Source organism: Rhodococcus sp. HM1, assembly GCF_023218075.1.
Lineage (GTDB): Bacteria > Actinomycetota > Actinomycetes > Mycobacteriales > Mycobacteriaceae > Rhodococcus.
Map to the genome: position 1 here is coordinate 1 of NZ_JALPTB010000005.1, position 26,377 is coordinate 26,377.

Sequence of the window (26,377 nt, forward strand, 5' to 3'; positions counted from 1 at the left end):
TGCGGAGCCACTCCTGCGGGGTGATCACCGTGCTGCCGATGGCCTCGGTGGACGAGAAGTACTCGTACACGATCTCACCCCACCAGCGGATGAGCGCCTGCTTGACGTCGACCGGGCACGGCGCCGCCGAGTGCAGCGCGTACTTCATCGACGACAGGTCGTATCGGTCCCGCACCTCCTGCGGAAGCCGCAGCATCCGAACGAAATGCGTGGGCACCCACTGGCTGTGGGTGACGCGGTACCGCTCGATGTACTCGAGGCAGCGCTCGGCGTCGAACCGGTCCGTGAGCACGACCGTTCCGCCGAGCGCCTGGGTCGACGCGCCGTAGCGCAGCGGCGCGGCGTGGTAGATCGGCGCCGGCGACAGGTAGACGGTGTTCTCGTCGAATCCGAAGCCCCGCACCGTGTTGAGCAGCGGGGGGCCCGGCTCGTCACCGACCTGTGCGCCGCTGAGGGGCGGCCGGATGCCCTTCGGGCGTCCGGTGGTTCCGGACGAGTACAGCATGTCGCTGCCGCGGGGCTGGTCGGCGGGCGGGACCGTCGGCAGGTCCGCCACCTCGTCCTCGTACACCAGGTGGCCGGGCACCGGACCTCCGAATGCCAGGCGGTGCGCCACCTTCGGCGTGAGCGGCACGATGTCGCGGGCGAGCTGCGCCAGCGGCGCGGACACGACGAGCACCTTCGCGTCGCAGTCGTCGACGATGTACGCCGCCTCGGCGGGTGCGAGGTGCGTGTTGACCAGGGTGATATACACACCCGAACGCACTGCGCCCCAGTACAGTTCGAACACCGTGGCGTCGTTGACGGTGAGGACGGCGATGTGGTCGCCGACCCCGACGCCGTGCCGGCGCAGCCAGTGCGCGAACCGTACCGACGCGTCCTCGAGCTCGCGATAGGTGATCACGCGTCCGGTCGCGGCCTCGTGTACCGCCGGACGGTCCGGGGTGGTGGCGGCGTAGCGACCCGGATACATTCCTACAGCCCCAGATCCTTGGAGATGATCGTCTTCATGACCTCGCTGGTGCCGCCGTAGATGCGGGTGACGCGGGTGTCCGCGTACAGGCGGGCGATGGGGTACTCGGTGATGTAGCCGTATCCGCCGTGCAGCTGCAGGCACTTGTCGATGACCCGCCCGGCGATCTCGGTGCACACGAGCTTCGCGCGCGCCGCGTCGGCGACCGTCAGCTCCTTGCGGTCGAGCAGTTCGAGGCAGTGGTCGACGTAGACGCGGGCCATCTGGGTCTCGGCCGAGCACTCGGCGAGAACGAACTTGGTGTTCTGGAACGCGGCGACGGGCTTGCCGAACACCTTGCGGTCCGAGGTGTAGGCGATCGCGTGCGCGATCGCGGCCTCGGCGAACCCGACCTGGTTCAGGGCGATGCTCAGGCGTTCCTGCGGCAGGTTGTGGGTCAGGTACGAGAAGCCCTTGCCCTCCTCGCCGAGGAGGTTCTCGACAGGAACCTTGACGTCGTTGTACGACAGCTCGGCGGTGTCCTGCTGGTGCAGCCCGATCTTGTTGAGCTTGCGTCCGACCGAAAAGCCTTCGTTCGCAGTCGGAACCGCGATGATGGAGAGGCCGCCGCGCCGGTTCTCGGGGTCGAACGGCGAGGTGCGGCACACGGTGAGGATCAGGTCGGCGGTGGCGCCGCCGGTGATGAACGTCTTGGCGCCGTTGATGATGTAGTGGCTGCCGTCCTCGGACAGCTTCGCGGTGGTCGCGATGTTCGCCAGGTCGGACCCGGTGCCGGGTTCGGTCATCGCGATGGCGGTCATGATCGAGCCGTCCGCGAAGCCCGGGAGCCAGCGCTTCTTCTGCTCCTCGGTGGCGTATTCGAGCAGGTACGGCAGGATCAGGCAGGCGTGAACGGTGTAGCCGCCGAAGGAGACTCCCGCGCGCGCGACCTCCTCGAACACGATGGTGTTGTAGACGAAGCTGGATTCGCCGCCGCCACCGAATTCTTCGGGGACCTGGATGCCGAGGATGCCGAGTTCGCCGAGGCGCTTGAAGAATTCGCGGGGCGGGTGGCCGATCTCGTCCCATTCCTCGCGGTGCGGTGCGACTTCACGTTCGATGAAGTCGCGCACCATCTTCCGGAACTGTTCGTGCTCTTCGGTGAGGATTGTGCGCTTCATGTGATCGTCCTTGTCGAAAGTGTGGGCGGTGCCGGGGTCACTCGCCGGTGAAGTTCCCGGTGCGGCGTTCGAGGAAGGCGGACAACGCTTCCCGGTGATCGGCGGTGTGGTGGGACAGTGCCTGCAGCGAGGCGGAGAGCTCGAGCAGCGTGTCGAGGTCGACGCGCTGGCCTTCGCGCAGGAGCTTCTTGGTCATACGCAGGGCGTTCGGCGGGTTGACGGCGACACGCTCGGCGAGTTCGTGGGCGGCGTCGAGCAGGTTCTCCGGCTCGACGACACGCGAAACCATGCCCCAGTCGAGGGCGGTGGCCGCGTCGACGCGGTCCCCGGTGAACGCCATCTCGGCGGCCCGGGCCGCACCGATCGCGCGCGGAAGCAACCAGGCGCCGCCGTCACCGGGGATGATGCCGAGCTTGACGAAGCTCTCGGCGAAGAACGCGGTGTTCGAGGCAATCCGCATGTCGCACATCATCGCCAGGTCGCAGCCGGCTCCGACCGCGGGGCCGTTGACGGCCGCGATGATCGGGACCTCACAGTGGTAGATGGCCTTCGGCAGGCGCTGGATGCCGCGGCGGTAGCCCTCGCGCAGCGCGTGCGGTGCGCCGGCGAACATGCCGGCGCGGTCGACCATGTCCTTGACGTTGCCGCCGGCGGAGAACGCGCTGCCGGCGCCGGTCAGGATCACCACGCGGGTCTCGATGTCGGCGTTCGCCTCGTCGACGAGTTCGACGAGGCGTTCGACGACGTCGTCGCCGGAGATTGGATTGCGCAGGTCCGGGAGGTTGATCGTCCAGGTGACGACGTTGCCTTTGCGGGTGCTGAGTACGACGTCGTTCGCGGTGCTCATGGCGAGGAGATCCCTTCCCGAAAAGTTTGAGTCGAACGATCGTTAAAATTAGGGTAGCCGGCGCGACCTGTAAAGAGCCGCGAGCGTTGTTGATCAGTCGGGCAGGCTAATGCCCGATTCGGCCGCGCCTATCGCAACGTCCTCCGGGAAGATGTTGCGGAACAGGTACAGGTCCTGGCCGAGTACCCAGCCCGGCGCCAGCGCCCGCGCATAACGCTCGAAGTACCCGAGCTGCTTGCCGAACAGCACCATTTCCTCCGGGCTCGCGACACCCCACCGTTTGCCGAGCCGGATCAACGCCATGATCAGGTCGCTCAGCCGCAGTTCCCCCAGCTCCCGCCCCAGGAGCGGTGCGAGCGCCTCGGCGACCTCCAACCCCAGCGTCTCGTCGTCGAGATCCGTCCCGGTTCCGTAACCGAGTTCGCGGATCCCGCGCGCCACGCCGGCGAAATCGCCGTCGACGGCGGTGGCATGGAACAGATCCCGGAGGATTATCCGCCAGGGCTCGGGCAGCTCACCGACGATCCCGAAATCGAGGAGCGCGAGCCGGCCGTCGTCGAGCAGCCACAGGTTTCCGGCGTGGACGTCGCCGTGGAACGGGCCGTGCAGCACGACCGATTCGATCCACACCTTGACCCCGCGCCGGATCAGCAGCCGCGTGTCGACGCCACTGTCCGGATCGGCGGCGACGCGGTCCATCGGAATCCCGTACAGGCGTTCCATGCAGATCACCCGCGGACCGCAGTAGTCCCAGTACGCCTCGGGGGTGGTGACACCCTTGTTGTCACCGAACGCACCGATCCGGTCCCGGAACCGCGATTGCCGGTCCGCTTCGACGGCACTGTTCAGTTCGGTCATGGTCGCGGAGTAGAGGTCCCGGATGATCGCCGGTGCATTCGCGATCCGGAAGAACTCGAAGACCTGCAACAGCCGCGCACCCGCATACGCGGCGCGCAGATCGACGAGCATGCGGTGACGGATGCCCGGCCGCTGGATCTTCACCACCGCGTGGCGCCCGTCCCGCAACACACACGCGTGCACCTGCGCGACCGAGGCCGCAGCGAGCGGGGTGTCGTCGAACTCGGCGAACAACTCGTCGATGCGGTGTCCGAGATCCTCCTCGAGCACCGCGCGAGCTTTCGCGGCCGGGACGGGCGGAACGTCGTCGAGACAACGCAGGCACGCGTCGGCGAGGGGCTTGGGGAACAGGCCCGACGACGACGCGACGAGCTGACCGAGCTTCACGAACGTCGGCCCGAGTGTCTCGAACGCGTCGACGACACCCTCGGCGGCCGCGTCGACGATCCCGCGACCGTCCGGCCGCATCGGCCAGGCCAGCACCTTCGTCAGCACGGCGACGACGATGACGACGACGACGACGACCGCGCGGCCGAGTTCGGCCGGGCCGAGCCTGTCGAGCGGCGGCATGGCCACCTGCAGTGCCTCGGGCGGCGGTCCGCCGGCGTACGGGCCGACGGGATGCTGCTGCCCGTCACCGACGTGCGCTGCAACGTGCACGAAATCCCCCTCGTGTCCGGCGCCGGCGTCTTCGTAGTCCTGCGCAAGGTGCGACGGTACCCGGCGTGCACAGATACTTCGAGAGGCTGTTTCTGTCGGTGCCGCCGACTACCCTCGGTCGGGTAGCCGAGAACATTCGTGTCGACCGAGGCGGGCAGGGGCCATGACCGAACAGGCGCTCGACGTAGTACAGGACATTCCGGAGTCGGTGGACGGTGCCGACGAGACCGACTTCATGAGCCGCGCGGATCCGTATCGCCGGGAGCTGCTGGCGCACTGCTATCGGATGAGCGGGTCGATCCACGACGCCGAGGACCTCGTGCAGGAGACCTATCTGCGCGCGTGGCGCGGTTACGAGAACTTCGGGGAGCGGGCGTCACTGCGGACGTGGCTGCACCGGATCGCGACCAACGTCTGCCTCACGGCGCTGGAGGGCCGTTCACGCCGTCCGCTGCCCACCGGCCTGGGTGCACCCAGCTCGGATCCCACGGAGGATCTGGTCCAGCGCCCCGAGGTGCCGTGGCTCGAACCGATACCGGGCACCTTCACCGACGACGGCCACTCCGACGATCCGTCCGATCCGGCCGTGATCGTCACGTCGCGGGATTCGATCCGGCTGGCGTTCATCGCCGCGCTGCAGCACCTGTCGGCGCGGCAACGCGCGGTGTTGCTGCTGCGGGAGGTGCTGCAGTGGCGGGCGTCCGAGGTCGCCGCAGCGCTCGGCACGACGACCGCTGCGGTCAACAGCCTGCTGCAGCGTGCTCGCGCACAACTCAACGAAGCCGAGGTCACGCGGGACGAACTCGCCGAACCGGACAGCGCCGAGACCCGCGAACTGGTCCAGCGATGGGTGGACGGTTTCGAGAACTACGACATCGACTCGATCGTCAAGATGCTCACCGAGCAGGCGGTCTGGGAGATGCCGCCGTTCGAGGGCTGGTATCAGGGTGCGGAGAACATCGGCACGCTGATCCGGGTCAACTGCCCGGCGAAGGGTCCCGGCGACCAGATCCTGATCCCGACGGTCGCGAACGGGCAACCGGCGCTCGGGTTGTACATGCGCGGCGAGGACGGACAGCACCGTCCGTTCCAGTTACAGGTCCTCGACATCGTCGACGGCCGGGTCGTGCACGTGACCGTGTTCTTCGACGTCGATCTGTTCGAGAAGTTCGGGCTGCCGCCGACGCCGCCGGCACGCGACTGATACCTCAGCCCCGGTAGCGCACCGGTTCCCCGCGATCGACCCGCTCCCGTTGGGGCACGACGGTGTACTTCGGATCCTTCGCCGAGGCGATGCCGGCCTCGTAGACGCCGAGGCGAGTGCACAGCGAGCCAGCCATGAGCGCGGCACCGGAGACCATCGAGAGCACCCGACTGCGGTGTCCGGCAAGGGCACCCACGGCCCCTGCCGCAGTAAGGGCCTTGGCGGCCCCCATCAGCCGTCCTGCCCTCCCCCGGTGAAGCGTCTCGGCCGCAAGTCCCATCGACCGCTCCATCCGGTGCTCCGTCGCCAGTTCGACGAGCGCGCCGCCGACGGCGAAGGCGCGTGCAGGCCCGGCTTCGGCGACCGGTGCACCCAGAAGACCGAGACCGCCGGACGCTGCGGCAGCCGATCCGCAGAAGACGAACGGCAGCTCTTTGTAAGCGGAATGCCATGCAGGAGTAGCAGTGTCGGAAAGAAGTACCGCGGTGTAGGCGGCCACGGGCGGCGCGGTCACGGCCCCCACGATCCCGGCGGGCCGGCCGAGGGCGAGCAGAAGCCGGACCGGCCCCCGCTTCCACCGGGTGGGCAGCACTGCGGCCAGTTCCGCCGCGGCAGCGATACCGGCGAACGGACCGTGCAGAGACAGGATCCAGGTGCCCACCGACATCGGCGAGGTCGGCTTGGCCACCCGCAGCATGTTGAGGAAACGAGCCGGTTTGCCCAGGTCGCGAACGAGGGCGACGATGCTGACGAGCAGGGAGGCGAGCGAACCGAACCGGGCGACCCGGCGCAGCGCAGGGCGGCCGGTGAGATCCGCGCCCGCGGCCAGCAGCGAACTCCCGGCCGCCACGCCTCCGGAGAACAGGTAGACGGCGATGTCGTGTTCCCAGGGCGCCGGCTTCACGACCTGCCGCCCGTAGTAGGACTCGAAGGCGGCTTCCGGCACCATCACCCGGTCGCCGCCGCCTCCGGCTCCCGATCGGCGTGGGTTGCCTGGGCTGCCGCCGTGCTGCGTCTGCGTCACCCGCGCCTCCTCAGGAACGACACGGCCGCGCCAGTCAGCATCGCGACCGCCGCGACGGCGGCCCGGGTCCACATTTCCGGCAGGTCCTTGGTGGTCACCACCGGGTCCGGAGGCAGACCGTAGACCTCGGGCTCGTCGAGGAGCAGGAAGAAGGCACCGGTTCCGCCGACCCCGTCCTCGGGGTCGTTGCCGTAGAGCCGGGCGTCCGTGACGCCTCGCTCGTGCAACGACGCCAGCCGTTCCTCGGCCCGCGCGCGCAACTCCTCGACGTCGCCGAACTGGATCGACTGTGTGGGGCATGCCTGCGCGCACGAGGGGGTCTGCCCGTCGGTGAGCCGGTCGTAGCAGAGTGTGCACTTCTGGGCGATACCGACTTTCGGGTTCCCCTCCGGTCCCTTGCGGCGGTCGATGACGCCGTACGGGCAGGCGGCGACGCAGTAGCCGCAGCCGTTGCAGATGTCGTCCTGCACGACCACGGTGCCGAATTCGCTGCGGAACAGGGAACCGGTCGGGCAGACGTCGAGGCAGGCGGCGTGGGTGCAGTGCTTGCACACGTCCGAGGACATCAGCCACCGGAAGTCGGGTTTCTCCTCGTCCGGTCGGTCACCGGGCGCGGCTCCGACGGTGGGCATGCCCAGAGAAACCGGTTCCCGCTTCTGCGCCGGTCGCTCGATGAACGCGACGTGACGCCACTGGTTGGCGTTGAGCGAATGGCTGTTGTCGTAGGACGTGCCCAGCATCGCGAACACGTTCTCGGGGACGTCGTTCCACTCCTTGCAGGCGACCTCACACGCCTTGCAGCCGATACACACGCTGGTGTCGGTGAAGAAACCCTTCCGCGCCGGCGAATCCTCGTAACCGGCGTCGGGTGCGGGGTCGAGCGGTCCGAAGAAACTGTTGCGGCCGATCACTCGTCGTCCTCCTCGGGGGTGGATGCGCCGTCCGTGCCGGTGACGGTGACGATGGGCGGGTAGGTGCCGGTTACCCCGGCCCGGCGCGCGTACCCCTCGACGTACTTGCGCAGCGCCGCGCCGGTCGGCCGACGTCCGGCGCGGACGTCGCAGGTACCGACCTTGGTCTCCTGGATGAGCACGTTGGGGTCCAACGTGATCCCGAACAGGTCGTTCGCCGAATCGCCCTTCACCTTGCCGCCTGCGCCCCAGTGATACGGCAGCCAGATCTGGTGGACGGTCCTGCCCTCGACCTTCAGCGGACGCAACCGGTCGGTCACCAGCACCCGGCCCTCGACCACCGAGCGGGCGGTGACCACGTGGCACCAGCCCATGTGCTCGAGTCCGCGCTCGGCCGCCAGAACGGGCGAGACCTCCACGAACATCTCCGGTTGCAGTTCGGCGAGGTGCTCGAGATAGCGGCTCATCGCGCCCGCCGTGTGGTGCTCGGTGAGCCGGCTGGTCGTGAACACGAACGGGAAGACGTCGACGTGTTCCTCCGGCGGCGCGGGATTCATCCGGTTGTCGTCGCGGCGGTATTCCACGCGCGTCGGATTGGCCTGCTGCCCGTAGAGCAGGTTCCGGAACGGCGATTCGACCGGTTCGTAGTGGGTCGGCATCGGGCCGTCGACGAGTCCCTGCGGCGCGTACAGGGCACCCTTGCCGTCGCCCTGCATGATGAACGGATCGTTGCCCTCGATCGCCTCGACGCCCTGGGCACCGACCGGCGACCGGTAACTCGGTGGCTTGGTCTTCTCGAAGTCCGGCACGTCCTCGCCGGTCCACCGGCCGGTGTCGGCGTCCCACCACACGTAGGCCTTGCGTTCGCTCCACGGCCTGCCCTCGGGGTCGGCGGAAGCCCGGTTGTAGAGGATGCGACGGTTCAACGGCCACGCCCAACCCCACTCCGGCGCAACGAAAGACTGATCGTGGCGTGATTTTCGGCGGTTTGCCTGGTTGACGCCGTCGGCGAACACACCGGTGTAGATCCAGCAGCCACCAAGTGTGGAGCCGTCCGCCTTCATCTCGGTAAACGACGACAGCGGCCGGCGCGTCGCCACGCCGTAACCGTTGATCTCCATCAGCACCGCCTCGGCGCTGGGCTCGTCGTGCGTGCCGTGCACGGGGTAATCCCATGCCAGGTCGAGCAGTGGGCGGTCGCGCTCGTCGGTCGACCCGGCCAGCCGCTCCCGCATCATGCGCCCGAGATGGTAGAAGAACCACATCTCCGAGCGGCAGTCCTCCGGCGGCTCGACCGCCTTCTCACGCCACTGCAGCATCCGCTGGGTCTGCGTGAAGGTGCCTTCCTTCTCCGTGTAGGCGGCGGCGGGGAACAGGAACACCTCGGTACCGCACTCCTCGGGCACGATCTCACCGGTCTCGACCTCCGGTGAGTCCTTCCAGAAGCTCGCGCTCTCGATCTCGAACAGGTCGCGCACCACGAGCCAGTCGAGGTTCGCCATCCCGAGCCGCTGCGCCCGGCCGTGGGCGGACCCCACGGCGGGGTTCTGGCCGAGGAGGAAGTAGCCCTTGACCTTTCCGTCGATCATGTCGAGCACCGTGCGGTAGGTGCCGTGGTCTCCGGTGATCCTGGGCAGGTAGTCGAAGCAGAAGTCGTTGTCCGCGGTGGCAGCGTCGCCCCAGTAGGCCGCGAGCAGGCTGACGGCATACGCATCGGCCTTCGACCAGAAGCCCTTGCTGCCCGGGTTGCGGACGCTGTCGATCCAGTCCGACAGCGACCGGTGCCGGTCGGCGTCGGGCATCGGCAGGTAGCCGGGGAGGAGATTGAACAAGGTCGGGATGTCGGTGGAGCCCTGGATGCTGGCGTGCCCGCGGAGGGCCATGATGCCCCCACCGGGGCGGCCCATGTTGCCCAGCAGCAGCTGCAGGATCGCGCCGGTGCGGATGTACTGCACGCCCACGCTGTGCTGGGTCCAGCCCACGCTGTAGACGAGGGCGGTCGTCCGCTCCCGCCCGGAGTTCTCCGTCCACGCCCGGCAGACGTCGAGGAAATCCTCCTGCGAGACGCCGCACACCTGCTCGACCACCTCGGGGGTGTAGCGGGCGAAGTGCCGTTTGAGCACCTGATAGACGCAGCGCGGGTGCTGCAGGGTCTCGTCGCGCCTGGGATGCCCGGCGATCGGGATGCCGTGCGCCTCGTGCTGCAGACCCGCGGCGGTATCCCGATGCTTCGCGTGCTCCGCGGAGTCCGCGGCCTGGGACCGGTGCAGATCGCCCGGCTCGTCCTCCACGTCGTACTGCCAGCTGGTCGGGTCGTACGTCCGGGACTTGGGGTCGAAGCCCGAGAAGAGCCCGTCGAGGTCGTCGGTGTCAACGAACTTGTCGCTGACGAGCACAGGGGCGTTGGTGTAGTTGACGACGTACTCGCGGAAGTCCAGCTCGTTGCTCAGCACGTAGTTGACGATGCCGCCGAGGAAAGCGATGTCGCTGCCGACCCGGATGGGCACGTGTTTGTCCGCGACAGCGCTGGTGCGGGTGAATCGGGGATCCACGTGGATGACGCGTGCGCCACGCTTCTGGGCCTCCACGACCCACTGGAAGCCCACCGGGTGGGCCTCGGCCATGTTGGAGCCCTGGATGACGATGCAGTCAGCGTTGGCCAGGTCGGCTGTGTAACCGGTGGCGCCGCCGCGCCCGAAGCTGGTCCCCAGACCGGGGACGGTGGCGGAGTGTCATATGCGGGCCTGGTTCTCGATCTGGACCGCCCCCATCGCCGTGAACAGCTTCTTGATGAGGTAGTTCTCCTCGTTGTCCAGCGTCGCGCCGCCGAGACTGGCGATGCCCATCGTGCGCCGGACACGGCGGCCCTTCTCGTCGAGTTCCTGCCAGGTATCGCGCCGGGTCCGCAGCACGCGGTCGACGACCATCTCCATGGCGGTATCGAGGTCGAGGTCCTCCCATTCGGTGCCGTAGGGGCGCCGATACCGGACCCGGGTCTCGCGCAGATCGCTGGTGACGAGATTCTTGCTCGCCGAGCCCTTGGGGCAGAGCCGACCGCGGTTGACCGGGCTGTCTGGGTCCCCCTCGATTTGGACGATCCGCTCGTCCTTGACGAAGATCCGCTGGCCACATCCGACGGCACAGTAGGGACACACACTGCGCGCGACACGATCGGCGGTCGAGGTACGCGGTTCGACTGCGTCGGTACGCCGGGAGCGGACTGCCTTCCCGCGCCCGAGCGGATCCTTGCCGACGAGTTGGCGCAGCACGGGCCAGGGCAGGGAGGATCTCTTCTCCGCCATCGGGCCTCCAGGTGTGCGGTGCCGCCCGCCGGCACAGCGTCGTGCCGCGTGTTTCGAGCCTAGGTCAGGCCGTTCGGGTCGTCCACCGGCATGCACGGTCTCAGCGCACCCGAATCGCGTGCGCCGCCGCCGGAACCACCTCGCCGATCACCGGGTGGCCCGGCAACTCCCCTACGACCAGGAGGCCGCCGGACGTCTGTGCGTCGGCGAGCAGAAGCAGCTCGTCGTCGTCCACCGCGGACTCCACGTGGTCGCGGACCCACTCGAGGTTGCGCCGGCTCCCGCCCGGCACGAACCCCTCGGCAAGCGATTCCCTCGCCCCGCCGACATAGGGCACTCTCGCGGCGTCGATCACCGCAGTCGTCCCGCTGGCCCGCATCATCTTCATCAGGTGCCCGAGCAGACCGAATCCCGTCACGTCGGTGGCGGCACGGACCCCTGCTTCGTGGGCGAGCCGCGCCGCGTCACGGTTGAGGGTCGTCATCACCGCGATCGCCTCCTCGAACCGCTCGCCGGTCGACTTGTGGCGATTGTTGAGGATGCCGAGACCGAGAGGCTTGGTGAGGGTGAGCGGTAGGCCGGGTTCGGCAGAGTCGTTGCGCAGCAATCGATCCGGATCTCCGAGCCCGGTAACTGCGAGCCCGTACTTCGGCTCCCGGTCGTCGATACTGTGCCCGCCGGCGAGGTAGGCGCCGGCCTCGGCGCATACGTCGGCACCGCCCCGCATCACCTCGGCGGCCAGCTCGAACGGGATGATCTCCCGCGGCCAGCCGAGCAGGTTCACGGCAACCACGGGCGTGCCGCCCATCGCGTATACGTCGGACATCGCGTTGGTGGCGGCGATCCGCCCCCAGTCGTAGGGGTCGTCGACGACCGGGGTGAAGAAGTCGGCGGTCACGATCAGAGCCCGGCCGCTCCCGTCGGGCGCCGAGTCGATCCGGACCGCGGCACCGTCGTCACCGTTCTCCACACCGACCAGCAGCTCCCCCGCCGCGCGGCCTCCCGGCAGGCCGCCGAGCACGCGTTCGAGCTCGCCGGGCGGGACCTTGCAGGCGCAGCCGCCACCGGCCGCGTACTGGGTGAGCCGGTAGGCGCGACCGGGCTGATCGACGTGTGCGGTCATGGCGCCAACATACGGCCGAGCCGCGACCTCGGGCGTGACTTCCGGTTAAGGTGGGCGCGGAGGCGGTTCTCGTCTGGTGACGGACGCGGTCTTCAAAACCGTTGTGGCCCAGCATCTGGGTCAGGCGGGTTCGATTCCCGTCCGCCTCCGCCAGATCGGTCACTCCGGGGACGAGGAGGCGCGTGCCGGATCCGAGACGGGACACTCCCCGCACCGACCAGATCCTCGCGGACCCACGGCTGCGTGAGGCCCGCGATCGGCTCGGCGCCCGCCTGGTCAAGGAGGCGGTGGCGGCGGCCCAGCAGCGGTGCCGCGCGGGTGAGATCGGTCCGGCGGACGTCGCCGACGAGGCGGTCGCGTCGCTGCCCGCCCGGGCGACCACCCTTCGGCGCGTAGTCAACGCCACCGGCGTGCTGGTACACACCAACCTCGGCCGCGCACCTCTTTCCCGGGCGGCGGTGGACGCCGTGAGCACGGCGGCGGGCGCGACCGACGTCGAGCTGGATCTGGACACCGGCCGGCGCGGCCGACGTGGGCGCGGCGCGCTCGAGGCACTCGCCGCGCAGGTGCCCGACGCCGGCGCCGTCCACCTGGTCAACAACGGCGCGGCCGCCCTCGCATTGGTCACCCGGGTGCTCGCGCGTGGTGGTCGCTCGATCGTCATCGCGCGCGGCGAGCTGGTCGAGATCGGCGACGGCTTCCGGATTCCCGAGTTGCTGGAGTCGGTGGGGGCCAGGTTGCGGGAGGTCGGTACCACCAATCGAGTGCGTCCGAGCGACTATGCCGCGGCGATCGACTCCGACACCGCATTCGTCCTCAAGGTGCACCCCTCGAACTTCACGGTCAGTGGCTTCACGTCGTCGGTATCGGTCCGGGAGCTGAAGGAACTGGGCGCTCCGGTCGTGGTCGACATCGGGTCGGGACTGCTGGCCCCTCATCCGCGCCTGCCGAACGAGCCCGACGCCACGAGTGTGCTGCGCGACGGCGCCGACCTCGTGACCGCCTCCGGCGACAAGCTGCTGGGTGGTCCACAGGCCGGCCTGATGCTCGGGGAGGCCCGGCTGGTGGAGCGGTTGCGACGCGACCCGTTCGCCCGCGCGCTGCGCGTCGACAAACTCACCCTGGCGGCGCTCGAGGCGACGCTGACCGGGCCGACTCCTCCGGTGCCGGCCGCACTGACCGGTCGCACGGACGACCTCCGTATCCGGGCCCGGACGATCTGCGCCGCGCTCCCGGCCTGGTTGGAGCCCGAATCGGTCGACGCCGACGGCGTCGTGGGCGGCGGCGGCGCTCCCGACGTGATCCTGCCCAGTGTCGCGATCGCTCTGCCCGAGCGCCTCGCCGGTCCCTTGCGTCGCGGCGATCCCCCGGTGGTCGGCCGCCTCGAGTGCGGCCGACTGCTGCTCGACCTGCTGGCGGTCGCCCCCGACGAAGACGGTGTCCTGATCGAGGCCGTCACGCGCGCCGCCGGTCGCGAGGAACGCTGATGCACGTCGTCGCGACCGCCGGCCACGTCGACCACGGCAAGTCCACGCTGGTCGAGGCGCTGACCGGGACCGACCCCGATCGGCTGGCCGAGGAACGGCGGCGAGGACTGACCATCGAGCTGGGCTACTGCTGGACCTCCTGGCCGGAGGTGGGAGAGGTTGCCTTCGTCGACGTTCCCGGACACGAACGATTCCTGACCACGATGCTCGCCGGGGTGGGACCGGTCCCCGCCGCCTTGCTCGTGGTGGCCGCCGACGACCCGTGGATGCCGCAGGCCGCCGAACACCTGGCCGCGCTCGACGCGCTCGGCGTGCGGCACGCGGTCGTCGCGGTGACCCGAGCCGATCTCGCCGACCCCGGCGCGGCCGCCGCACGAGCCGCCGCGGAGGTCGCCCGCACCGGTCTGACGGGGGCTCCCGTCGTCATTGTCAGCGGCCGTACCGGAGCGGGCCTCGACGATCTCCGCGCCGCCTTGACGACGATGGTCGCCGGCCTGCCGGACCCGGACCCGGACGCCGACGTCCGGCTCTGGGTGGACCGCCGGTTCACCGTGCGCGGGGCCGGGACCGTCGTCACCGGCACGCTGACCGCCGGGACGGTCCGGACCGGCGACACCCTGGCCCTGGGCGAAACACCGCTGCGGGTGCGCGGCATCCAGGCGCTCGGGCGCGACCGGGCGGCGGTGAGCGGCGTGGCCAGGGTCGCGCTCAATCTCACCGGCCCAATCGACGACGTGACCCGGGGCAGTGTGCTCGTGACACCCGGCGCATGGCATCACACCTCCGTGGTGGACGTCCGGCTCACCGGCGCGGACCGACCCCCGTCCTGTCCCGTACTGCACGTGGGGGCGGCGGACGTCGACGTCCACTGCCGGCCGTTCGGAGACGATCTCGTCCGGCTCACCCTCGCCCGCCCGCTGCCCCTACGAATCGGTGATCGCGCTCTGCTGCGCGACCCGGGCCGCCGGACGATCTGGCGCGTCGACGTACTCGATCCGGACCCGCCGCGATTCCGGCGCCGCGGCGCCGCGAAACACCGCGCCCTCCAACTCGCGAGTGCCGACGGTGTTCCACGGCTGGCCGACGAACTCGGCCGCCGCGGGATCCTGCACCGGGAGCGGTTGCGCCGGTTGGGTATTCCCTACGAGGAGGGCGACCACCTGACCGTCGGGCCGTGGCTCGTCTCACCGGCCTTCGCGGAGGCGGTCGGTGACCGGCTGCCCGCACTGGTCGAGGAGCACGCTCGCGCGCATCCGCTGGATCCCGCAGTCCCGCTGGGGGTCCTGGCCTCCCAGCTTCGGCTCCCCTCGCCGGACCTGATCCGGGCACTGGTGCGCCCGCCCTTGCGAGTGGCCGGAGGGCGGGTCGTCGATCCCGGGACCGACGCACTGCCGAACGACGTCCGGAAGGCCGTCGACGTGGTACGTCGCGAGCTTCTCGCAGCTCCGTTCGCCGCCCCGACCGCCGACCGGCTCCGCGAGCTCGGCCTCGATGACCGGGCACTGGGCGCTGCCGACCGCAGCGGGCAGCTGTGGCGGGTCGGCCCGGGGATCGTCCTGCTCCCCGACGCGGCCGACGAAGCGGTAGCACGGCTCCGCGAACTGGAGCAACCGTTCACGACCAGTGCTGCGCGCGAACGGCTGAAGACGAGTCGACGGGTGGCGCTCGCACTGCTCGGCCGGCTCGACCGAGCCGGCCGCACGCGACGACTCGCCGACGACCGGCGCGAGGTCACCCGGTAGGGGCATGTTCGAACACCGGGATCGGTGTGACGCCCGAGGTCAGCCGTTGTAGTGGAACAGTGCGCCCGGGGTCGGTCGGCGCCGACGACCGCGACGGTTCAGTGCAGCCTGCAGGGTCACGGTGCCGCCGACACCCCCGGCGAGAACGAGCAGCAGCGAGGCGACATTGAGGTTCACGGGCACTCCTTCGACGAAAAGTGACTGAGGCGAGAAAGCCTGGTGCGGCACAGATCAGCGCGTCGTCCTCGAACGAGAGCGGCGTCCATCCGAGTCCTCCGCGTCGGTGTCACCGAACATGGCCGCGATTCGCGCCTTGATTTCCGCGGTGCTGATGGCACCCGGACGGGCGATGCTGCCGGTCGTCGAGGACGTCCTGGAGCCGGTGGCGATGGTCATTGTGCAGATTCCTGCTTTCTCGGTTCTCGTTGGAATTCTGTGTAGGTGAAAACTGTTGGGTCAGATCATGATCCAGGCGGTGGCGACCGTGAACAGGATCGCCAGCGTCGCTGCGAGAGCCACGCCCATCGATCCGGTGACGGCCCAGGAGGGAACGACCACACACGCGGCGGCGACGGTGCCGGCACGTGCACCCGATCCAAGCCGTCCGGCTTCGGATCGAGCCCGTGACCGGTTGCCGTCGCGGCCCGAGGCGCCGCCGGGGCGAACACCGCCGGTCGTGCGACGCACACCGGACGGTTCTACGGTGCTCCCGCCACGGACGATGCTCCCGGCACGGACAGCGAATCGATCGGCGACATCGGCAACAGCTTCAGCACGCAAACCTTCCGAACCCCTTCTGCTCCCGAGCGGCCGTCGGCAAGATTCCCCTGCCCGAACGGCGGCATCAAACGAAATAACCGCAAATCACTCCACAAACGCTGTGATGTGAATCACGGCAACTCGCGTGGACGTTCTTTCTACATGACAACGACCCGCCTCGGCCACTCGGACAGTCGTCCAACTTCATTGATGCACCCGGTGCCACCTGCGGCAACGTCCGGAACGAGGTCGTCGCGATCGGATATTTCCTGCGAATTCTCCAGTACCTACAAATTGCACGTAATTTTCCGAAGTCGGGAAAGTTATTCGTGACAAGCCGCGTCGACATCGAACAATCGGCCCGACGCCGAGGTGGCCCCCAGGCAAAATACCGACGCGAGTAATCGAAGGTCCGGAACCCGCCGACGAGGCCACCGGGATCCGGAAGAACCGAACCCTCGGCAGCCTCGTCCAACGATCAACCGCCTAGGACTGCGCGGCGCCTTCCGCCTGCGGCCCCATCGCCACTGCCGCCGCTTCGACGTTCATCCACGACACCTCCCACACGTGGTTGTCGAGGTCGCGGAACGCCCGGCCGTACATGAAATCGACGTCCATCTCCGCCGACCCCGGCGTGGTCCAGTCGGATCCACCCGCGGCGATCGCGGCGTCGACGAGGCGGTCGACGTCGGCGCGGCTGTCGGCGGAGACGGCGAGCAGCACCTCCCGGGCCTTGCCGGTGTCGCAGATGTCGTCGTTGATGAAGTTCCGGAACCGCGGTTCCTCGAGGAACATGATGTAGGTCTGCTCGTTGATCTCCATGCACGCGGTGTTCGCGTCACAGAACATCTCGTTGAACGTGAACCCGAGAGTGTCGAAGAAGGCACGGGTCGCGGCGACGTCCTTGACGGGGAGGTTGGCGAAGAGCATGCGGGACATGTGAGCTCCTGAGGTTCACGGCCGCGCTGGGGCCGGTCGGTGCGGTCACAGGGTTCGACTCGCCGGTGCGGAGAAACTCATCACGCAAGGCCCGGGAACATTCTGCCCACCGCCCGGGTTAGAGTAGTTGCACAGTCAATTACTTCGGGAGGAGCCCGCAATGCCTGCGGTCACCGTCGACAACATCCTGACCCTGCCCCGGATCGAGGCCGCGGCACCCGATCGTCCCGCGCGCCCGGTCCTCGGGGTACGTACCGCTCCCGTCGGCTTCGAGGGCGAGGGCTTCCCTGTCCGCCGCGCGTTCGCGGGGATCGACCAGCGTTTCCTCGATCCGTTCATCCACATGGACCAGATGGGCGAGGTCGAGTACGCGCCGGGCGAGCCGAAAGGGACCCCTTGGCATCCGCACCGCGGCTTCGAAACCGTGACGTACATGATCGACGGCATCCTCGAGCACAAGGACTCGAACGGCGGTGGCGGCACGATCACCGGTGGTGACACCCAGTGGATGACCGCCGGCGCCGGCATCCTGCACATCGAGGCGCCGCCCGAGCACGTGGTCGTGAGCGGTGGTTTGTTCCACGGCGTGCAGTTGTGGGTGAACCTGCCCCGCGACAACAAGATGGCCCAGCCCCGCTACCAGGACATCGCCGGCAGCAACGTCGCGCTCGCGTCGTCGCCCGACGGCGGCACGTTGATCCGCGTGGTCGCCGGTGAGATCGGTGGTGTGCACGGTCCGGGCGTCACTCACACCCCGATCGCACTCGCCCACCTCACGATCGCGCCCGGTGCCTCGGTGACGCTGCCGTGGAACCCCGGGTACAACGCGCTCGCCTACATCCTGGCCGGCGACGGCACCGTCGGTGCCGAGCAGGCGACGGTTCACACCGGCCAGACCGTGGTGTTCGGCCCGAAGGGCGACTCGATCACGCTGACCGCTTCCGCGACCCAGGATTCCCGCACCGATTCCCTCGAGGTGTTCCTCCTGGGAGGCAAGCCCATCCGCGAGCCGGTCGCGATGTACGGGCCGTTCGTCATGAACACGAAGGCCGAGATCATCCAGGCCTTCGAGGACTACCAGGCCGGTCGCCTCGGCTCGATCCCCGCCGAGCACGAGCAGCACTAGTAACTACGCTGAAGCTCGCACCCCGAGAGGAACACCATGTCCCAGACCCCGCTGATCGACGTCCGGCGCGCAGCCGACCGGATGAAGACGAAGATCGACTGGCTGGATTCGAAACACTCCTTCTCGTTCGGCCATCACTACGATCCGGACAACACCCACCACGGTCTGCTCCTCGTCAACAACGACGACATCGTCACGGCCGGAAAGGGTTTCGACACCCACCCGCATCGCGACATGGAGATCGTGACGTGGGTGCTGCGCGGCAGCCTGGTGCACCAGGATTCGATCGGCCACTCCGGCGTCATCTATCCCGGCCTGGCCCAGCGGATGAGCGCCGGCACCGGGATCCTGCATTCGGAGAAGAACGACTCGTGGCGTCTCGACGGCGTCACCGGCACGCACGCCGCCGAACACGCGACACCCGTGCGGTTCGTCCAGATGTGGGTGATGCCCGACGAGGCCGGCGTCACCCCCGGCTACGAGCAGCTCGAGATCGACGACGAACTGATGCGCGGCGGTCTGGTGCCCGTCGCGTCCGGGATGGCGAAGGACCGCGACCACGCGGCGATCCGGATCCACAACAAGTACGCGGGCCTGTCGGTCGCGCGACTGCAGCCGGACAAGGCGGTGACCCTGCCCGAGGCGCCGTATCTGCACGTCTTCGTCGCCGAGGGCAGCGCCGAGCTCGAGGGTGTCGGTCCGCTCGCCGAGGGCGACGCGGTGCGGCTGACGAACTCCGGCGGGCAGCGTCTGAGCACCACCACCGGAGCCGAGGTCCTCGTCTGGGAGATGCACGCGACGATCGGTCGCTGAGGGCCGCAACCCGGCCCTCCCCGCTCACCCGTGATAGAGAGAACGGGTGAGCATCAGCACCCAGACCCTTCCGATCGACCGGCCCGTGACTGTCCTGGGCATCACGCGGGAAAGCTTCTCATCCGATCCCATGCGGATCGCCCAGACGCTCGGCCCGCGACTGCTCGATCATCGCGGTGAAATCACGATCGGGTCGCTGGGTGTGTTCACCGACGTCGTGGTGGGTGCCCCGGCCGCCGCCGCGCTGCGGGATCGGGCGGGCGAGCCGGTCGGTACCGTCCTCGCACAGTTGAGTGTGTCGGCGGCGAACCCCTTCCCCGCCGGCGGCACGATCGTCGGGACCGGCCGGGCCCTGCACACCGACGACGCAACGTCGCTGGCCGCGGCCGAGATCGTGGACGAATCGGGCAGTCTCGTCGCGCACGTCGTCGGCCGGGCCATGGCGGTCGGACGCGCAAGCATCGACGATCCGGAGACCCCGCCCACGGCAGTCGCACAGAGCATGCCGGAACCCGAGCCGTGGGACGGTCCGGAGTCCCTCGCCGGGCGGTCCGGGCTCGGCATCGTCGAGGGCATCGCCGACGGCACGATCGCCCGGGGACCGCTGGCCGTACTCCTCGGCCTCCGCGTGCAGCAATCCGAGCGCGGACGCGTCGACGCCCTCGTCACCCCGGCCGAGTGGATGGCCAACCGGTACGGCTCGATCCACGGCGGCGTGCTCGTGTCCATCGCCGACACGATCGCCGGACTCGCCGCGCAGACCCTTCCCGAACAGGGCGGGCAGTACCGGATCCTCAACCTCGGTATCGACTATCTGCGCTCCCCCGACGCTCCGGGGCCCGACGTGCAGGCCCAGGCCGAGGTGGTCCGGGCCGGGCGTCGGATGGCCACGATCGAAGCGCGGCTGATCGGTGAGGACGGCACGGTGTTCTTCCGTGCCCACGCGAACGCTCAACTGTTCGCCGCAAGCTCCGACTGAACCCGCACACAGGAACCTCCCAGGAATCTCACGACCGGCGTCCAGGACCGCGCGCCACGATGGAGTCGAGATTTCGATATCGGGAGGAAGCGTGAACAAAGACGTGGAGCTCAGCCGCAAACGGGTGAGCCGCCGCCGGGCATTGGCGCTCGGCGGAACCATCAGCCTCGGCGGCCTGCTCGCGGTCGCGTGCGGCACCGACAACGGCAGCAGCACCGCGACGACCACGGCCGGCTCCGCGACGACGGACGCGACCGCGGCCGCCTCGGGCAGCATCGAGGAACAGCTCAGAGCGCTCCTCGACCAGGCCCCGAACTGCGTGATGACCAGCGAGGAGACGCAGGGTCCGTACTGGTTCGACGTCGACTCCATCCGCCGTGACATCCGGGAGGACCGTCCCGGCCTGGAACTGCAGCTCGCGCTCCGCGTGCAGGACCTGCAGAACTGCAGCGCCGACGGCTCCGCGAGCGCGGTCGCGAACGCGGTCGTCGAGATCTGGCACTGCGACGCCGGTGGCGGGTATTCGGGCTTCGAATCCGGGTCGATCGCAGCCAACCAGGGCGGCGGGCAGGGTCCGGGAGGCCCCGGCGGCACACCGCCGCCCGGTGGACCGGGTGGTCCCGGCGGACCGGGCGGACCGGGTGGGATGGCTCCACCCGAGGGCATGGAGTTCCCGGAAGGCATGGAACCACCGGAAGGCATGACCCCACCGAACGGTGGACCCGGTGGCACGGAAGGTTCGGGAGAGACCTCGGACGGTTCGTACAGCGTCGGCGACCAGGAAGCCACGACGACCGACGACGGCACCTATCTGCGGGGCGCCCAGGTGACCGATGCCGACGGCATCGCGTACTTCACGACCATCTTCCCGGGCTGGTACGTGGGGCGCACGGTGCACATTCATGTCAAGGTTCACATCGACAAGTCGACCGTGCTCACCACGCAGTTGTACTTCGACGATGCGCTCAACGACGAGATCTTCTCCACCGTCGACCCGTACACCGACCACACCGGGCGCGACACCCGCAACGACAACGACAACATCTTCGACGAGTCCGGCATGACGACCGTGTCGCAGCAGCCGGACCGGATCCTCGCTGCCGTCAATCTCGGTATCGATACCTGATTCGTCGGATCGCGCGGCGCGTCGGCAGTCAGGCGACGCGCCGCGCGATCGACACCGCCTCGGCGCCGAGTCGCGGGAATCGCGCGTCGGAGATCGTCGTCGTGAGGTTGCTGCCGAGCCGGTTCGTGACGAATGCGACGGACAAACCGGTGTCGGGGTCCGCGAACGCGCCCGACCCACCGAAACCGTAGTGCCCGACGGATCGTAAAGGCTGCTCCCGCAAGGCAACCCAGCCCGGGTGATAGCCGAGCCGCCAGTTCGGCCGGATGCCGAGCACGTAGTCGCGACGACGCGTCTGCACCTCGACGATCTGTTCGATCGTGTCTTCCTTGAGAAGCCGAACCCCTTCGAGCGCACCGCCGTTCGCGAGCGCGCCGTACATGCGGGCGAGCGCGCGGGCACTGAACACACCGTTCCAGCCGGGCATCACGGCGTCGTGCGCCGACGGGCTGCGCATCAACTCGTCGAAGCCTTCTGCCATGCCCGCTTCCGCGATGCCCCGGATTCCCGGCATCCGCGACATCACCCTTGCGGTGGTGCTCCACGACGAGGGCAGCGGGTTCACCTTGGGGAACACCGGGGCCAGGCGGCGCCGTTCGCTCTGCGGAACCCGGAACCAGAATTCGCGCAGGCCCAGCGGTCCGGCGAGTTCCTGCTCCACCAGTTCCGGGAATGTCCGATTCGTGACGCGGCAGGCGATCTCCGCGACGAGGTTGCCGTAGGTGACCGCGTGATATCCGGGCCCGGACAGTCTGCGCCGGTCGGGTGGGGTGGCGGCGAGCGCCTTCGCGACGGCCTCCGAATCCAGCAGGTCGAGGGGTCCGGGCACGAGTCCGCGAACGCGGTGCAGCCCCGCACGGTGCGACATCAGTTCGCGGATCGTGATCGTTTCCTTGCCGGCGGCACCGAACTCCGGCCAGTACGTGGCGACCGGGTCGTCGTATTTCACGAGGCCGCGTTCGGCGAGGCGGTGCAGCACCGTGCTGGCCACGCCCTTGCCGGTAGAGAAGGACAACGCAATCGTGTCGTGCGCCCACCGGCGGTCGCGGCTCGCCCACCCGGCCCAGATGTCGAGGACCGGCTCCCCGTACAGATAGACGGCCAGGGCGCCACCGCCCTGCGGCCGTGTACGGAACATCCGGAAGAATCGATCGGCGACCTGCAGGAATCGGGGATCGACGATCATCTCCGTCGACGGTACTGCATCCGCGGTCATGGCCGTGCTCTCCAGATCCTGCTCGTGTCGATGGCCCGTCCACGATCGTACGACCGGTATGCAACCGCCATCGGCGCCTTCGGTGCATCAACAGCCGCCGGTTGTGACAGCACCCGTCTGCACCGGTCCGCATTTCGGTGTAAGGATGAAGCTCATGAGCATCGCCCAGCACTCGGAGGCACGGCACTCCGGCATCGACCTCAGCCACGTCGACGAGGGCACCCGCGCCCAGGACGACCTGTTCGAGCACGTCAACGGCCGTTGGCTCGCCACCCACGAGATCCCCGCCGATCGCGCGCTCGACGGCGCCTTCCGCACGCTCGCCGACAAGGCCGAGGTCGACGTGCGGACGATCATCGAGGAGGCCGCCGCATCCGATGCCCCGGCCGGTACCGACGCCCGGAAGATCGGCGACCTGTTCACCAGCTTCATGGACACCGAGCGAATCGAGGCGCTGGGCCTCACCCCGATCGCCACCGAACTCGACGCGATCACCGGCGCGGCGGACCGGGCGGCCCTGGCCGCGGTCCTCGGACAGTTGCAGCGGGTCGGTGTGGGCGGCGCCGTCGGACACTACGTCGACACCGACTCGAAGAATTCCGAGCGCTATCTCATGCACGTCGCCCAGTCCGGCATCGGGCTGCCCGACGAGTCCTACTACCGCGAGGACCGCTACGCCGAGATCCGCGACGAATACGTCGCCCACATCGGCCGCATGTTCGCGCTCGCCGGTCTGGACCACGATCCGCAGCGGGTTCTCGCACTCGAGACGAAGCTCGCCGGCGGGCACTGGGACGTCGTCAAGCGCCGCGATGCCGACCTGACGTACAACCTGACCACGCTCGACGCGCTGCTCACCGAGCACGCCGGTTTCGACTGGTCCAGCTGGATCGCCGGCCTCGGTTCGACGCCCGCGCAGTGGGCCGAGATCGTGGTCCGGCAGCCGAGCTTCCTGGACGTGTTCACCCGGGTGTGGACCGAGGAGTCGCTCGACGACTGGAAGACCTGGGCGACCTGGAAGGTGCTGCGGGCCCGGGCCCCCTATCTCACCGAAGCGCTGGTGGACGAGAACTTCGCGTTCTCCGGACGCACCATGACCGGCGCGCAGGAGAACCGCGAACGCTGGAAGCGCGGCGTCTCGCTCGTGCAGGATCTGCTCGGCGAGGCCGTCGGCAAGCTGTACGTCGAGCGGCACTTCCCGGCCGAGGCGAAGGCACGCATGCAGGTGCTCGTGGAGAACCTGCAGGAGGCGTACCGGCGCAGCATCACCGATCTCGAGTGGATGAGCCCCGAGACGCGGACCGCCGCACTGAAGAAGCTCGACAAGTTCACGCCCAAGATCGGCTACCCGGACGTCTGGCGCGACTATTCGGCCGTCACCATCGACCCCACCGATCTCGTCGGGAACTACCGCAGCGGTTACGCCGCCGAGTACGACCGGGATCTCGCGAAACTCGGTGGCCCGGTGGACCGCAACGAGTGGTTCATGACGCCGCAGACCGTCAACGCGTACTACAACCCAGGAATGAACGAGATCGTGTTCCCCGCCGCGATCCTGCAGCCGCCGTTCTTCGACCTGCACGCGGACGACGCCGCCAACTACGGCGGGATCGGCGCGGTCATCGGTCACGAGATCGGCCACGGCTTCGACGATCAGGGCGCCAAGTACGACGGCGACGGCAACCTCGAGAACTGGTGGACCGATTCGGATCGTGAGGAATTCGGGAAGCGGACCGCCGCGTTGATCGCGCAGTACGACGAGTTCGAGCCGAAAGCCCTTCCGGGACAGCGGGTCAACGGCAGCTTCACGATCGGCGAGAACATCGGCGACCTGGGCGGTCTGTCGATCGCCTTGAAGGCCTACGAGATCGCGTTGGACGGCGAACCGGCGCCGATGATCGACGGACTGACCGGTCTCCAGCGGGTGTTCTTCGGGTGGGCCCAGGTGTGGCGCACCAAGGTTCGCAACGAGGAGGCGATCCGCCGGCTCGCCGTCGACCCGCACTCGCCGCCGGAATTCCGGTGCAACGGCGTGGTGCGGAACATCGACGCCTTCTACGAGGCGTTCGACGTGAATCCGGGAGACACGCTGTATCTGGAACCGGAAGCGCGCGTGAAGATCTGGTGACATACGAACGACGACCGCCCCTCCTGTTGTGGAGGGGCGGTCGTCGTCTGTCCGGTCCGTGGATTCGCATTACCGCGAACACGGGATCATGGTGCGACGCTCAGCCGCGATTCGCTCCGGGGATCGGGATTCCGCGTGCAGCGAGCCACGGCGCGGGGTCGATCTTGGTGCCGTTGGCCTGCCACACCTCGTAGTGCAGGTGCGGGCCGGTGGACTGGCCGCGGTTGCCCATGGTGGCGATCTGCTCGCCGGCGCGGACCGGCTGCCCGGCCCGGACGAGCGACTGGTCGATGTGGCCGTAGACGCCGATCGTGCCGTCGTCCTGCTGGACGCGCACCCACAGTCCGAAGCCGGACGCGGGGCCGCTCTCGATCACGGTGCCGTCGGTGACGGCCCGGATCGGGGTTCCGATCGCGTTGGCGATGTCGACACCGTTGTGGTTGGTTCCCCAGCGGGGGCCGAAGCCGGACGTGAAGGTGCCGTCGGCCGGGAAGGACACTGCCGGACGACGCGCGGCCTCCTCGCGGGCGATGCGTTCGGCCTCTTCCCGCGCGTGGCGTTCCGCTTCCTCGCGGGCGATGCGTTCAGCTTCGGCCTTCTCCTGGGCGAGGCGCTCGGCTTCGCGCTGCGCGGCCTGCCCGAGCTGCTCGACGTAGACGGACAGATCGGTGCGGGGCACGGCGAGCACCTGCGGTGCGGTGACGCTCGCTGCAGCCGTCGGGCTCCATCCCGCAGCTTCGACGGAGGCGGCCTTCGGGGTTGCGTTCGCCGCGACGGTCCCGGCGCCGAGGAAGGCACCGACGGCCAGCGGTATCGCGACGAGCCCCCCGGCGACGCGGCCCTTCCGGGAACGGGCGGAGCAGGACTGGGTGTTGCTCGGGTTGTAACGCAAAACGGATTCCTTGTGTCGAACGCCGATCTGGTAACAAACAGATCACGGTTTCGTCACAGGCTACAACGACTCCTGCGTTTTCCGCGTGGCGAGCTTGACAGGAGCGCATTTCGGAGTCCGATTTACCCGAAGCTCGGCGCCTCGTCGGTCACACTTGTCCCCTGCTGGTCACAGAAGCAACACGAGATCACCCTCAATTGTGGTCGACGTCACAGTCGAATTGCAGCCGATTGCGAGCCTTTCGTCCCGAAGCAGGCGAGACCTGCTCACTTGCTCCGATTCAGAACCTTGTCGGCAGCCGCCCAGTGCTCGTCCTTCACCCACAGGTGCGCGAAGGCGGAGATCGCCTCCTCCGCCGACACCCCGGCCAGCACCCGCTTGATCTCGCCCGCCGGGTCGTTGGCGAGCGCGCGGGCGAGGGAACGCCAGCCCTCGTCGAACGCCGCGCGCGGCAGCACCCGGTCCAGCAGACCCAGCCGCTCGGCCTCGAAGGCGTCGAGCACGGTGCCCGAGCCGGCCAGCATGAGCGCCCGCCCGCGGCCGACCAACGCGGAGAGCCGCTCGGCGCCGCCCCACGCGGGCATGATCGCGAGCGACACCTGATTGAAGCCGATCTTGATGTCGTCGGCCGCGATCCGAATGTCGGCGGCCACCGCCACCTCGGCGCCACCGCCGAGCGCGTGACCGTTGAGCGCGGCGACGACCGGGGCCGGGAAGGTCGCGATCCGATCGCACACCGTCCGCATCTGCCGGGCCATCTCGGCGGCCTGCTCCACGGTCCGGAGCTTGCTCAGCTCCTTGAGGTCCCCGCCGGAGACGAACGCGCGGTCGCCACCACCGCGGATCACGAGCGCCTTCGCGCCCTCGGCCTCGTCGAGGGCCTTCTCCAGCTGTTCCATCGTCTCCGGCGCGATCGCGTTGCGTGCCTCCGGCCGGTCGATGGTGATGACCGCCAGGCCCTGTTCAAGCTCGAGATCGACCATGCGCTGCTCTCCGTTGCGATATTGGCATTCTGATTTTCGGAGAATAACATGCTCGCACAGCTGAAAATCGATCGGACCGACGCCCGCCGAGGCTCCGTGCAGCCCTCGGCGCGGCCCTGTCCCCG

23 protein-coding genes and 1 tRNA gene are annotated in these 26,377 nt (G+C 68.8%); 9 read left to right on the forward strand and 15 right to left on the reverse strand.

Annotated elements, in window-relative coordinates; translation table 11 throughout:
• From M1M07_RS04305 to M1M07_RS04320, 4 genes are all read right to left on the reverse strand, one after another.
• A partial coding sequence (locus M1M07_RS04305; RefSeq protein WP_248673382.1) for an AMP-binding protein occupies positions 1-973 on the reverse strand: 973 nt, incomplete at its 3' end.
• A 2-nt stretch (positions 974-975) separates the two neighbouring features.
• Positions 976-2,133 (reverse strand): acyl-CoA dehydrogenase family protein, encoded by a 1,158-nt coding sequence (locus M1M07_RS04310; RefSeq protein ID WP_197252234.1) that lies wholly within the window; start codon positions 2,131-2,133, stop codon positions 976-978.
• Positions 2,134-2,170: 37 nt separating this feature from the next.
• Positions 2,171-2,980, reverse strand: coding sequence for a crotonase/enoyl-CoA hydratase family protein (locus M1M07_RS04315; RefSeq protein ID WP_197252233.1), 810 nt, complete (start codon positions 2,978-2,980; stop codon positions 2,171-2,173).
• 93 nt (positions 2,981-3,073) lie between these two features.
• Positions 3,074-4,408 carry an AarF/ABC1/UbiB kinase family protein gene (locus tag M1M07_RS04320; protein ID WP_248673479.1) on the reverse strand — a complete coding sequence of 445 codons (1,335 nt, stop codon included), beginning with the start codon at positions 4,406-4,408 and terminating at the stop codon, positions 3,074-3,076.
• 325 nt (positions 4,409-4,733) lie between these two features.
• Between M1M07_RS04320 and M1M07_RS04325 the strand changes: the two genes are divergently transcribed.
• Positions 4,734-5,702 carry a sigma-70 family RNA polymerase sigma factor gene (locus M1M07_RS04325; protein ID WP_231610533.1) on the forward strand — a complete coding sequence of 323 codons (969 nt, stop codon included), beginning with the start codon at positions 4,734-4,736 and terminating at the stop codon, positions 5,700-5,702.
• 4 nt (positions 5,703-5,706) lie between these two features.
• On the opposite strand, the gene nrfD is transcribed toward M1M07_RS04325, so the two are convergent.
• From nrfD to selD, 4 genes are all read right to left on the reverse strand, one after another.
• Entirely contained in the window at positions 5,707-6,726 is a 1,020-nt protein-coding gene (nrfD, locus tag M1M07_RS04330; RefSeq protein WP_197252231.1) for an NrfD/PsrC family molybdoenzyme membrane anchor subunit, read from the reverse strand.
• On the reverse strand, positions 6,723-7,637 hold the full coding sequence (locus tag M1M07_RS04335; protein WP_197252230.1) for a 4Fe-4S dicluster domain-containing protein: 915 nt from the start codon (positions 7,635-7,637) through the stop codon (positions 6,723-6,725). Before M1M07_RS04335 ends, nrfD begins: the two co-directional genes overlap by 4 nt.
• Positions 7,634-10,939 (reverse strand): formate dehydrogenase, encoded by a 3,306-nt coding sequence (gene fdh / locus M1M07_RS04340; protein WP_248673383.1) that lies wholly within the window; start codon positions 10,937-10,939, stop codon positions 7,634-7,636. Before fdh ends, M1M07_RS04335 begins: the two co-directional genes overlap by 4 nt.
• 100 nt (positions 10,940-11,039) lie before the next feature.
• A complete protein-coding gene (gene selD, locus M1M07_RS04345) occupies positions 11,040-12,062 on the reverse strand; it encodes a selenide, water dikinase SelD (protein WP_197252227.1) in 1,023 nt (340 codons plus the stop codon).
• Positions 12,063-12,120: 58 nt separating this feature from the next.
• Between selD and M1M07_RS04350 the strand changes: the two genes are divergently transcribed.
• The 3 genes from M1M07_RS04350 to M1M07_RS04360 all read left to right on the forward strand — a co-directional run bounded on the left by M1M07_RS04350 (position 12,121) and on the right by M1M07_RS04360 (position 15,291).
• A tRNA-Sec gene (locus M1M07_RS04350) sits at positions 12,121-12,215 on the forward strand.
• Positions 12,216-12,244: 29 nt separating this feature from the next.
• Positions 12,245-13,549 carry an L-seryl-tRNA(Sec) selenium transferase gene (gene selA / locus M1M07_RS04355; protein WP_248673384.1) on the forward strand — a complete coding sequence of 435 codons (1,305 nt, stop codon included), beginning with the start codon at positions 12,245-12,247 and terminating at the stop codon, positions 13,547-13,549.
• Positions 13,549-15,291: a SelB C-terminal domain-containing protein gene (locus M1M07_RS04360; protein ID WP_197252225.1), complete on the forward strand. Its 1,743-nt coding sequence runs from the start codon at positions 13,549-13,551 to the stop codon at positions 15,289-15,291. Before selA ends, M1M07_RS04360 begins: the two co-directional genes overlap by 1 nt.
• Before the next feature lie 39 nt (positions 15,292-15,330).
• On the opposite strand, the gene M1M07_RS04365 is transcribed toward M1M07_RS04360, so the two are convergent.
• The 4 genes from M1M07_RS04365 to M1M07_RS04380 form a co-directional block, all read right to left on the reverse strand.
• Complete coding sequence (locus M1M07_RS04365; protein ID WP_197252224.1) at positions 15,331-15,468, reverse strand: hypothetical protein; 138 nt, start codon at positions 15,466-15,468, stop codon at positions 15,331-15,333.
• Between the two features lie 54 nt (positions 15,469-15,522).
• Positions 15,523-15,687: a hypothetical protein gene (locus M1M07_RS04370; RefSeq protein WP_248673385.1), complete on the reverse strand. Its 165-nt coding sequence runs from the start codon at positions 15,685-15,687 to the stop codon at positions 15,523-15,525.
• A 60-nt stretch (positions 15,688-15,747) separates the two neighbouring features.
• Complete coding sequence (locus M1M07_RS04375) at positions 15,748-15,978, reverse strand: hypothetical protein (protein ID WP_248673386.1); 231 nt, start codon at positions 15,976-15,978, stop codon at positions 15,748-15,750.
• A gap of 558 nt (positions 15,979-16,536) precedes the next feature.
• Complete coding sequence (locus M1M07_RS04380) at positions 16,537-16,989, reverse strand: VOC family protein (protein ID WP_197257616.1); 453 nt, start codon at positions 16,987-16,989, stop codon at positions 16,537-16,539.
• Positions 16,990-17,149: 160 nt separating this feature from the next.
• Between M1M07_RS04380 and M1M07_RS04385 the strand changes: the two genes are divergently transcribed.
• The 4 genes from M1M07_RS04385 to M1M07_RS04400 all read left to right on the forward strand — a co-directional run bounded on the left by M1M07_RS04385 (position 17,150) and on the right by M1M07_RS04400 (position 21,033).
• The gene (locus M1M07_RS04385) at positions 17,150-18,115 is read left to right on the forward strand and encodes a pirin family protein (protein WP_248673387.1); all 966 of its coding nucleotides are present in this window, start codon (positions 17,150-17,152) and stop codon (positions 18,113-18,115) included.
• Positions 18,116-18,151: 36 nt separating this feature from the next.
• Entirely contained in the window at positions 18,152-18,928 is a 777-nt protein-coding gene (locus M1M07_RS04390) for a pirin-like bicupin family protein (protein WP_248673388.1), read from the forward strand.
• A 46-nt stretch (positions 18,929-18,974) separates the two neighbouring features.
• On the forward strand, positions 18,975-19,907 hold the full coding sequence (locus tag M1M07_RS04395; RefSeq protein WP_248673389.1) for a PaaI family thioesterase: 933 nt from the start codon (positions 18,975-18,977) through the stop codon (positions 19,905-19,907).
• A gap of 91 nt (positions 19,908-19,998) precedes the next feature.
• Positions 19,999-21,033 carry a protocatechuate dioxygenase gene (locus M1M07_RS04400; RefSeq protein WP_248673390.1) on the forward strand — a complete coding sequence of 345 codons (1,035 nt, stop codon included), beginning with the start codon at positions 19,999-20,001 and terminating at the stop codon, positions 21,031-21,033.
• Positions 21,034-21,061: 28 nt separating this feature from the next.
• On the opposite strand, the gene M1M07_RS04405 is transcribed toward M1M07_RS04400, so the two are convergent.
• Positions 21,062-22,249 (reverse strand): serine hydrolase, encoded by a 1,188-nt coding sequence (locus M1M07_RS04405; protein WP_248673391.1) that lies wholly within the window; start codon positions 22,247-22,249, stop codon positions 21,062-21,064.
• Positions 22,250-22,403: 154 nt separating this feature from the next.
• Between M1M07_RS04405 and M1M07_RS04410 the strand changes: the two genes are divergently transcribed.
• Positions 22,404-24,377 (forward strand): M13 family metallopeptidase, encoded by a 1,974-nt coding sequence (locus M1M07_RS04410; protein ID WP_248673392.1) that lies wholly within the window; start codon positions 22,404-22,406, stop codon positions 24,375-24,377.
• 100 nt (positions 24,378-24,477) lie between these two features.
• On the opposite strand, the gene M1M07_RS04415 is transcribed toward M1M07_RS04410, so the two are convergent.
• Together M1M07_RS04415 and M1M07_RS04420 are read right to left on the reverse strand one after the other, a co-directional pair.
• Positions 24,478-25,269, reverse strand: coding sequence for a M23 family metallopeptidase (locus M1M07_RS04415; RefSeq protein WP_248673393.1), 792 nt, complete (start codon positions 25,267-25,269; stop codon positions 24,478-24,480).
• 266 nt (positions 25,270-25,535) lie between these two features.
• Positions 25,536-26,252: an enoyl-CoA hydratase/isomerase family protein gene (locus M1M07_RS04420; RefSeq protein ID WP_197257602.1), complete on the reverse strand. Its 717-nt coding sequence runs from the start codon at positions 26,250-26,252 to the stop codon at positions 25,536-25,538.
• Positions 26,253-26,377 lie beyond the last annotated feature (125 nt).

What these genes read in the sequence shown, in the direction of transcription:
- M1M07_RS04390 (WP_248673388.1), top strand. Translation starts at nt 18,152, where the DNA reads ATGTCCCAGACCCCGCTGATCGACGTCCGGCGCGCAGCCGACCGGATG.
- M1M07_RS04315 (WP_197252233.1), bottom strand. Translation starts at nt 2,980, where the DNA reads ATGAGCACCGCGAACGACGTCGTACTCAGCACCCGCAAAGGCAACGTC.
- M1M07_RS04310 (WP_197252234.1), bottom strand. Translation starts at nt 2,133, where the DNA reads ATGAAGCGCACAATCCTCACCGAAGAGCACGAACAGTTCCGGAAGATG.
- M1M07_RS04325 (WP_231610533.1), top strand. Translation starts at nt 4,734, where the DNA reads ATGAGCCGCGCGGATCCGTATCGCCGGGAGCTGCTGGCGCACTGCTAT.
- M1M07_RS04370 (WP_248673385.1), bottom strand. Translation starts at nt 15,687, where the DNA reads ATGACCATCGCCACCGGCTCCAGGACGTCCTCGACGACCGGCAGCATC.
- selD (WP_197252227.1), bottom strand. Translation starts at nt 12,062, where the DNA reads ATGACCGCACACGTCGATCAGCCCGGTCGCGCCTACCGGCTCACCCAG.
- M1M07_RS04420 (WP_197257602.1), bottom strand. Translation starts at nt 26,252, where the DNA reads ATGGTCGATCTCGAGCTTGAACAGGGCCTGGCGGTCATCACCATCGAC.
- M1M07_RS04405 (WP_248673391.1), bottom strand. Translation starts at nt 22,249, where the DNA reads ATGACCGCGGATGCAGTACCGTCGACGGAGATGATCGTCGATCCCCGA.
- M1M07_RS04385 (WP_248673387.1), top strand. Translation starts at nt 17,150, where the DNA reads ATGCCTGCGGTCACCGTCGACAACATCCTGACCCTGCCCCGGATCGAG.
- M1M07_RS04410 (WP_248673392.1), top strand. Translation starts at nt 22,404, where the DNA reads ATGAGCATCGCCCAGCACTCGGAGGCACGGCACTCCGGCATCGACCTC.
- M1M07_RS04320 (WP_248673479.1), bottom strand. Translation starts at nt 4,408, where the DNA reads ATGCCGCCGCTCGACAGGCTCGGCCCGGCCGAACTCGGCCGCGCGGTC.
- M1M07_RS04360 (WP_197252225.1), top strand. Translation starts at nt 13,549, where the DNA reads ATGCACGTCGTCGCGACCGCCGGCCACGTCGACCACGGCAAGTCCACG.
- M1M07_RS04380 (WP_197257616.1), bottom strand. Translation starts at nt 16,989, where the DNA reads ATGTCCCGCATGCTCTTCGCCAACCTCCCCGTCAAGGACGTCGCCGCG.